8 protein-coding genes are annotated in these 7,845 nt (G+C 50.3%); all 8 read left to right on the top strand.

Translation table 11 applies throughout. The features are described from left to right. Positions 1-142: 142 nt before the first annotated feature. Positions 143-2,188, top strand: a complete 2,046-nt coding sequence (locus I6E49_RS11695) for a RecQ family ATP-dependent DNA helicase (RefSeq protein ID WP_235402472.1) — start codon at positions 143-145, stop codon at positions 2,186-2,188. Positions 2,189-2,372: 184 nt separating this feature from the next. Next, a complete protein-coding gene (ffh, locus tag I6E49_RS11690; RefSeq protein ID WP_235402470.1) occupies positions 2,373-3,725 on the top strand; it encodes a signal recognition particle protein in 1,353 nt (450 codons plus the stop codon). Positions 3,726-3,736: 11 nt separating this feature from the next. Beyond that, complete coding sequence (gene folD, locus I6E49_RS11685) at positions 3,737-4,603, top strand: bifunctional methylenetetrahydrofolate dehydrogenase/methenyltetrahydrofolate cyclohydrolase FolD (protein ID WP_235402468.1); 867 nt, start codon at positions 3,737-3,739, stop codon at positions 4,601-4,603. A 159-nt stretch (positions 4,604-4,762) separates the two neighbouring features. Continuing rightward, complete coding sequence (locus I6E49_RS11680; RefSeq protein WP_235393802.1) at positions 4,763-4,942, top strand: tetratricopeptide repeat protein; 180 nt, start codon at positions 4,763-4,765, stop codon at positions 4,940-4,942. 38 nt (positions 4,943-4,980) lie between these two features. After that, complete coding sequence (locus tag I6E49_RS11675) at positions 4,981-5,214, top strand: 4Fe-4S dicluster domain-containing protein (protein ID WP_235402466.1); 234 nt, start codon at positions 4,981-4,983, stop codon at positions 5,212-5,214. A 5-nt stretch (positions 5,215-5,219) separates the two neighbouring features. After that, complete coding sequence (locus tag I6E49_RS11670) at positions 5,220-6,302, top strand: 3-methyl-2-oxobutanoate dehydrogenase subunit VorB (RefSeq protein WP_235402465.1); 1,083 nt, start codon at positions 5,220-5,222, stop codon at positions 6,300-6,302. Next, positions 6,299-7,063 carry a thiamine pyrophosphate-dependent enzyme gene (locus I6E49_RS11665; protein ID WP_235402463.1) on the top strand — a complete coding sequence of 255 codons (765 nt, stop codon included), beginning with the start codon at positions 6,299-6,301 and terminating at the stop codon, positions 7,061-7,063. The genes I6E49_RS11670 and I6E49_RS11665 overlap by 4 nt, the downstream gene beginning before the upstream one ends. Continuing rightward, the gene (locus I6E49_RS11660) at positions 7,060-7,602 is read left to right on the top strand and encodes a 2-oxoacid:acceptor oxidoreductase family protein (RefSeq protein ID WP_235402461.1); all 543 of its coding nucleotides are present in this window, start codon (positions 7,060-7,062) and stop codon (positions 7,600-7,602) included. The genes I6E49_RS11665 and I6E49_RS11660 overlap by 4 nt, the downstream gene beginning before the upstream one ends. The last annotated feature ends 243 nt before the right edge of the window (positions 7,603-7,845 follow it).

The following is a 7,845-nucleotide window of genomic DNA, read 5'->3' as shown; positions in this document are numbered from 1 at the left end:
GCTTTGATTGCTGTAAAAGCCCCACCCCCTTGCCCCTCCCCCGTAGGGAGGGGAGTGATATGCCTTGAAAGCTGTGCTTTGATTGCTATAAAATACTGTGTTTTTTTGTTGATTGATGGAAACAGATATAAAAGACCCTATAATGCCAACATCCAATAATTCGTCAGATGAACACGAGAAGTCGATGTGTGAATCCGACGCTTACGATGTGAGCGTAACCGAACATACCCCTCCCCTCCCTACGGGGGAGGAGTCGGCGGTAGGGCTTTGTGGGGTTTGTGGCCTTTGTGGGGCAGAGTCTTTGCTTTCCATCCTCCACAAATACTGGGGATATCCTGCTTTTCGTGGCATTCAGGGCGACATCATCAACAGCATAATGCAGCGTAAGGACACACTTGGACTTATGCCTACGGGTGGAGGCAAGTCGCTTACGTTTCAGGTTCCGGCACTTGCCATGGAAGGAACGTGCATAGTAGTGACTCCGCTCATAGCCTTGATGAAAGACCAGGTGCAGAACCTGCGCCGTCGTGGCATCATTGCAGCAGCCATATATTCGGGAATGAGCCGCCGTGAGATATTGGGAACGCTCGACAACTGCATACTTGGTGGCACCAAACTGCTGTATGTGTCGCCCGAACGTATTGGCACCGAACTGTTCAAGGCAAAGCTTGAGCACATGAAGGTGAGCTTCATCACCGTTGATGAGGCTCACTGCATATCGCAATGGGGCTACGACTTCCGTCCTTCCTATCTGCATATAGCCGACATACGCCAGCTGAAGCCCGATGTTCCGGTGCTTGCTCTCACCGCCACTGCCACCCCGCAGGTGATAGACGACATACAGTACAGGCTCGGATTCAGCGAGAAGAACGTGTTCCGCATGAGCTTCGAGCGCAAGAACCTGACGTATGTGGTGCGCAACACTGGCAACAAGGACGAGGAACTCATACACATACTCAAGTCGACACGCGGCAGCGCCATAGTGTATGCACGCAGCCGCCGACGCACCAAGGAGATAAGCGAACTCATAGAGCAGAACGACATAAGCGCCACGTTCTATCATGCCGGACTGGAACATGCCGTTAAGGACCTGCGCCAACAGCAGTGGCACGACGACGAGAAGCGTGTCATAGTGGCTACCAACGCATTCGGAATGGGCATCGACAAACCCGACGTGCGCATAGTCATTCATGTGGATTGTCCGAATTCCATTGAGGCTTACTTTCAGGAAGCAGGTCGTGCAGGACGTGATGGCAAACGTGCCTATGCCGTATTGCTATACAATGACAGCGACCGCATGCGTCTTGACAAGCGAGTGCTTGAGGAGTTTCCCGACCGTCAGACCATCTGCAACGTCTACGACCATCTTGCCTATTTCCTGCAAGTGGCAGCCGACGATGGGGCAGGGCACACCTTTGCACTCGATCTCGACCGCTTCTGCCGCACGTTCAAGCATTTCCCAACTATAGCCAATTCGGCTCTTCGCATACTGGCACGTGCCGGATACATCGAATATGAGACCGAGCCCGACTCGCGTACACGCATGAAGTTCATACTCGAACGCGACCAGCTCTATCAGCTATATTCTACAAGCCCCAACGAGGAGGCTGTCATCACAGCCGCATTGCGCGAGTATAGCGGACTCTTCATCGACTATCGCTATATCGAAGAGAGCCGGCTGGCGCAGCTCACCGGACTCACACAGCAGCAGGTGTATCTTATACTAAAGAGTCTGAGTATGCGTCATATACTGCACTTCATACCGCAACGTTCCGTGCCGCTCGTCACCTACGTCAGAGACCGTGTGCTGGCTGAAGACATCGTCATTCCGCGTGAGGTGTACGAAGACCGTCGCGAGCAGTTTGAAGCACGTATACACTCTATGATTGAATATGCATCGAACGACAGCGTTTGTCGCAGCCGTCAGTTGCTCGGCTACTTTGGCGAGACCGACGGCAAGGACTGCGAGCGATGCGACGTGTGCTTGAGTCATAAAGGCAGGAAATCGGACGAACCGCAACAAAATGCCCGACAGCTCATCATGGCGCTCCTTGCCGACCGCAAACGCCATCATGTCACCGAACTGCAGCAGATAGACTGCCCGCGCGAAGTGCTGCCAGTAGCATTGGCAAGTCTTGTGCGCGAGGAACTGGTGGCGACCGAACTTAATGAGATATACTTAAAATAAGTACGTGTACATATATATACGTACTTTTTTTCAGTATCTGTTTTATGTGCACAAACCATATATGAGTGCGCATTTTTGATAAAAAGTATTTTAAAATAAATTAAATCGCATACCGTTCTTTGCATTGCTCGTTATTTTTTGTTTACTTTTGTGCTAATATTAAGAAATACAAAAGAAGACATATATGTTCGAAAATTTAAGCGACAGACTGGAACGCAGTTTTAAGATACTTAAAGGTGAGGGAAAAATCACCGAGATCAACGTTGCAGAAACACTTAAAGACGTAAGACGCGCATTGCTTGATGCCGACGTTAACTACAAGGTAGCAAAGACATTTACCGACACGGTGAAGAAGAAGGCTATGGGTATGAACGTGCTTACTGCCGTTAAGCCAAGCCAGCTTATGGTGAAGATTGTGCACGACGAGCTTGCTGAACTTATGGGTGGCGAAGCAGCCGAATTGCACCTGACAAGTCGTCCCGCTATCATACTTATGAGCGGTTTGCAGGGTTCGGGTAAGACCACATTCTCTGGCAAGCTTGCCAACATGCTCAAGACCAAGCAGCACAAGAAGCCGTTGCTCGTAGCTTGTGACGTTTATCGTCCGGCTGCTATCGACCAGCTCAAGGTGGTAGGCGAGCAAGTAGGTGTACCTGTATATTCAGAGCCCGACAACAAGGACGTTATCACTATTGCCAATAACGCTCTTCGTGAGGCTAAGGCCAAGGGCTACGATGTGGTGATTGTCGATACTGCGGGTCGTCTGGCTGTCGATGAGGAAATGATGAATGAGATTTCAAATCTCAAGAACGCTATCAATCCCGACGAGACACTCTTCGTGGTTGACTCTATGACTGGTCAGGACGCTGTCAATACAGCCAAGGAGTTCAACGACCGTCTCGACTTCGACGGCGTGGTACTCACCAAGCTCGACGGTGACACACGCGGCGGCGCAGCCCTCTCAATACGTACTGTAGTGACAAAGCCTATCAAGTTTGTCGGTACAGGCGAGAAGATGGAGGCCATCGACGTGTTCCACCCAGCTCGTATGGCAGACCGTATTCTCGGCATGGGCGACATCGTGAGTCTTGTAGAGCGCGCTCAGGAGCAGTTTGACGAGGAGGAGGCACGCCGCCTTCAGAAGAAAATTCAGAAGAACAAGTTCGACTTCAACGACTTCCTCGGACAGATTGAGCAGATAAAGAAGATGGGTAACCTCAAGGATCTCGCTTCGATGATACCTGGCGTTGGCAAGGCCATAAAGGATGTCGACATCGACGACAATGCTTTCAAGGGCATCGAGGCCATCATCAAGAGTATGACTCCGAAGGAGCGCTCTAACCCCGAGATTCTCAATCAGAGCCGCCGCATGCGTATAGCAAAGGGTAGCGGTACCAACATACAGGAGGTGAACCGACTCATCAAGCAGTTTGACCAGACTCGCAAGATGATGAAACTCGTCACCGGAACCAACATGGCAAAGATGGCTGGAATGATGGGAAAGCTGAAGGGAATGCCCGGAATGCCTAAGTTTTAAAACATAACAATATGCAACTGATAGACGGAAAAGCAACTGCCGAAGCCATCAAGGCTGAAATAGCAGAAGAAGTGAAGGCCATAATGGCTAAAGGAGGCAAGCAGCCGCATCTGGCTGCCGTTCTCGTAGGCCATGACGGAGGTTCGGAGACATACGTCAAGAACAAGGTTCTGGCTTGTGAGAAGTGTGGCTTCAAGTCGACACTCATCCGATATGAGGATGATGTCACCGAGGAAGAGCTGCTGGCTTGTGTCGACAAACTCAACCGCGATGCCGACGTAGACGGATTTATCGTGCAGTTGCCGCTGCCGCGCCACATCAACGAGCAGAAGATAATTGAAGCCATCGACTATCGCAAGGATGTTGACGGATTTCATCCAGTCAACGTGGGTCGCATGGCCATCGGACTGCCGTGCTTCATCTCTGCCACACCGCTTGGCATCGTGACGCTGCTCAAGCGTTACGGCATTGAGACAGCCGGCAAGAAGTGCGTAGTGCTCGGTCGCAGCAACATCGTGGGCAAGCCTATGGCGCAGCTTATGATGCAGAAGCAGTATGGCGATTGCACCGTCACCGTGTGCCACTCGCACACCAAGGACATCAAGCACGAATGTCTTGAGGCAGACATCATCATTGCTGCAATAGGTCGCCCCGACTTTGTGACAGCCGATATGGTGAAGCCCGGAGCAGTAGTCATCGACGTTGGCACGACCCGTGTGCCCGATGCAACACGCAAGAGCGGCTACCGTCTTAATGGTGACGTGAAGTTCGATGAGGTTGCACCCAAGTGTTCATACATCACACCTGTACCTGGTGGCGTAGGTCCAATGACGATTTGTTCGCTCATGAAGAATACGTTGCAGGCGGCAGTTATGTAGTTGTGATGTTGTTGTGGTGAGATTTGACGATGAAGTTGTGGCGTTGTCTTGCAGAAACAGGACAAATCACACTATCTCAACACCTCAACATAACAACTCCATACCCCACAACATCAAATCACACCACATCAACATCACACCATCTCAACCTTAATAGATATGACAGCAGAGGATTATTACAAGCTCGGTAATGAGCATAGACGCAAGGGCGACTGGAAGCATGCACTCGACTGCTATCTTGAAGCGATAGCTCTCGACCCCGATTCGCCAGCCGTTGAAGCCAAACAGATGCTTGACGACATACTTGCTTATCGTTGCAAAGACATGTATAACCCTTAATCAAATAAACTACTCACCCTAAAACAAAACGAAAAATTATGGGAAAAATTAAAGGTGTCATCGTGGTCAATACCGACCGGTGCAAGGGGTGCTCCCTTTGCGTGGTGGCTTGCCCAAAAAATGTGATTGCCTTGTCAGCGAAGGCCGTCAATGTGCATGGCTATCGCTATGCTGAGGCAGCGCAACCGGACGAATGTATCGGATGCGCGTCGTGCGGTATTGTATGTCCTGACGGATGTATAACAGTTTACAGAAAAAAAATGGAGGACTAATCGCTATGGCAGAACAGGAAGTAAAACTTATGAAAGGCAACGAGGCTCTTGCTCACGCTGCCATTCGTTGTGGCGCCGATGGCTATTTCGGCTATCCAATTACGCCACAGACAGAAGTCATTGAAACACTTGCCGAGCTCAAGCCGTGGGAAACAACTGGTATGGTTGTAGTACAGGCGGAGAGTGAGGTGGCATCCATCAACATGGTTTATGGTGGTGGTGGTGCCGGTAAGAAGGTAATGACCTCGTCGTCAAGTCCTGGTGTGTCGCTCATGCAGGAAGGCATTTCCTACATGGCAGGCGCAGAAGTTCCCGGACTTATAGTAAATGTACAGCGTGGAGGTCCCGGACTGGGTACCATCCAGCCGTCGCAGAGTGACTATTTCCAGGCCACACGTGGTGGCGGCAATGGCGACTATTACGTCATTGTGCTTGCGCCTAACTCGGTGCAGGAAATGGCAGACTTTGTCGATCTTGGCTTCACGCTCGCCTTTAAATATCGTATACCTGCCATGATTCTCAGTGACGGTGTTATCGGACAGATGATGGAGAAGGTGGTGCTGCCGCCTATCAAGCCACGTCGCACCGAAGAGGAGATTCTGCGCGAGTGCCCATGGGCAACGACAGGACGCTCAAAGGGTCGCAAGCCCAACGTAATCACTTCGCTCGAACTGAAGTCGGAGGTTATGGAGCAGCGCAATCTGCACCTGCAGGAGAAGTATCGCAAGATACGTGAGAACGAGGTTCGCTACGAAACCAAGTTCATGGACGATGCCGAATATATGATTGTGGCATTCGGTAGCGCAGCGCGCATAGCCGAGAAGGCCATTGAGATGGCACGTGCCGAAGGCATTAAGGTAGGACTGTTCCGTCCTATCACGCTGTGGCCGTTCCCGACCAATGAGATTGCAGCTGCAGCAGCTAAGGTGAAGGGTATACTTGTAGCCGAAATAAATGCCGGACAGATGATTGACGATGTACGTCTGGCGGTTAATGGCAAAGTACCTGTAGAGCATTACGGACGACTCGGTGGCATCGTGCCCGAGCCAGAGGAAATGGTAAAAGTATTAAAGGAGAAATTGGTATGAACGATATAGTATCACCCGAGAACCTGGTATACAAGAAACCAGACCTTCTCAACGAAAACCATATGCACTATTGCGCCGGTTGCTCACACGGCATGGTACACAAACTCGTAGCCGAAGTAATTGAGGAAATGGGCATGCAGGACAAGGCGGTAGGCGTTAGCCCCGTAGGTTGTTCTGTGTTTGCATACAATTATATCGACATCGACTGGCAGGAAGCTGCACACGGACGTGCTCCAGCCTGCGCCACAGCTATCAAGCGTTTGTGGCCAGACCGCCTCGTGTTCACCTATCAGGGCGACGGCGACATGGCTTGTATAGGTACGGCAGAGAGTATTCACGCACTCAACCGTGGCGAGCACATTGCCATGATATTCATCAACAACGCTATATATGGTATGACCGGCGGTCAGATGGCTCCTACAACGCTTATCGGTCAGAAGACGTCGACATGTCCTTACGGTCGCGACCCGCGTCTGCACGGATGGCCACTCAATCTCTCTGAGATAGCGGCACAGCTGCCAGGCACATGCTACGTGTCGCGCCAGAGTGTTGAGAATGTAGCCTCTATACGCAAGGCCAAGGCTGCCATCAAGAAGGCATTCACCGCTTCTATGCAGGGCTGCGGATCGTCGCTCGTCGAGATCGTTGCTACATGCAACAGCGGATGGAAGCTCACACCAGTCCAGGCCAACAAGTGGATGGAGGAGAATATGTTTAAGCAGTATCCCAAGGGCGACTTAAAAGACACGACAAACCTATGAAAGCAGAAATAATCATATCAGGTTTCGGAGGACAGGGCGTACTCTCAATGGGCAAGATACTGGCCTACTCCGGACTTATGGAGGATAAGGAAGTGACATGGATGCCGGCTTACGGCCCCGAACAGCGAGGCGGAACCGCCAATGTCACAGTCATCGTCAGCGATGAACGTATTTCATCGCCAATTCTCAGCCATTACGATGTGGCTATAGTGCTCAACCAGCCTTCGCTCGACAAGTTCGAGCCTAAGGTTAAGCCTGGTGGTATACTTATCTACGATGGTTTCGGCATCATCAATCCGCCGACACGTAAGGACATCAACGTATACCGCATTGACGCTATGGACAAGGCTGCCGAGTTGAAGAACTCGAAGGTGTTCAATATGATTGTGTTGGGCGGACTGCTCAAGGTTTGTCCTATCGTCAGCACACAAGGATTGAACAAGGCACTGTTCAAGACTCTGCCAGAGCGCCATCACGGCCTCATTCCTCTCAACATGCAGGCTGTAGAGGAAGGCATGAAGATAATGACAAAAATGTAGCATCGGCTACAGACAATAGATTTTTCTATTGAACTTAATTTTTATAACTCTCTAATTAATTATTGTGGGGCGGGGTGCAGTGATGCAGTCCGCCTCTTTTTTATGTGGTATGGGTATATAAAAATGTCCTAAATCTATAAATAATAAATTTATATAGATTTTTTTAGCATTTCTTTTGTTATTTATAATGTTTTTGTATCTTTGCAATCGGTAACTATTGTAAACGACTTTTTGACAAAAACT

It is taken from the genome of Leyella stercorea, from assembly GCF_021531655.1.
The sequence above is the reverse complement of the archived record's forward strand: the minus strand, read 5'-3'. Positions and strand labels throughout refer to the sequence as shown.

What these genes read in the sequence shown, in the direction of transcription:
- I6E49_RS11695 (WP_235402472.1), top strand. Translation starts at nt 143, where the DNA reads ATGCCAACATCCAATAATTCGTCAGATGAACACGAGAAGTCGATGTGT.
- ffh (WP_235402470.1), top strand. Translation starts at nt 2,373, where the DNA reads ATGTTCGAAAATTTAAGCGACAGACTGGAACGCAGTTTTAAGATACTT.
- folD (WP_235402468.1), top strand. Translation starts at nt 3,737, where the DNA reads ATGCAACTGATAGACGGAAAAGCAACTGCCGAAGCCATCAAGGCTGAA.
- I6E49_RS11680 (WP_235393802.1), top strand. Translation starts at nt 4,763, where the DNA reads ATGACAGCAGAGGATTATTACAAGCTCGGTAATGAGCATAGACGCAAG.
- I6E49_RS11675 (WP_235402466.1), top strand. Translation starts at nt 4,981, where the DNA reads ATGGGAAAAATTAAAGGTGTCATCGTGGTCAATACCGACCGGTGCAAG.
- I6E49_RS11670 (WP_235402465.1), top strand. Translation starts at nt 5,220, where the DNA reads ATGGCAGAACAGGAAGTAAAACTTATGAAAGGCAACGAGGCTCTTGCT.
- I6E49_RS11665 (WP_235402463.1), top strand. Translation starts at nt 6,299, where the DNA reads ATGAACGATATAGTATCACCCGAGAACCTGGTATACAAGAAACCAGAC.
- I6E49_RS11660 (WP_235402461.1), top strand. Translation starts at nt 7,060, where the DNA reads ATGAAAGCAGAAATAATCATATCAGGTTTCGGAGGACAGGGCGTACTC.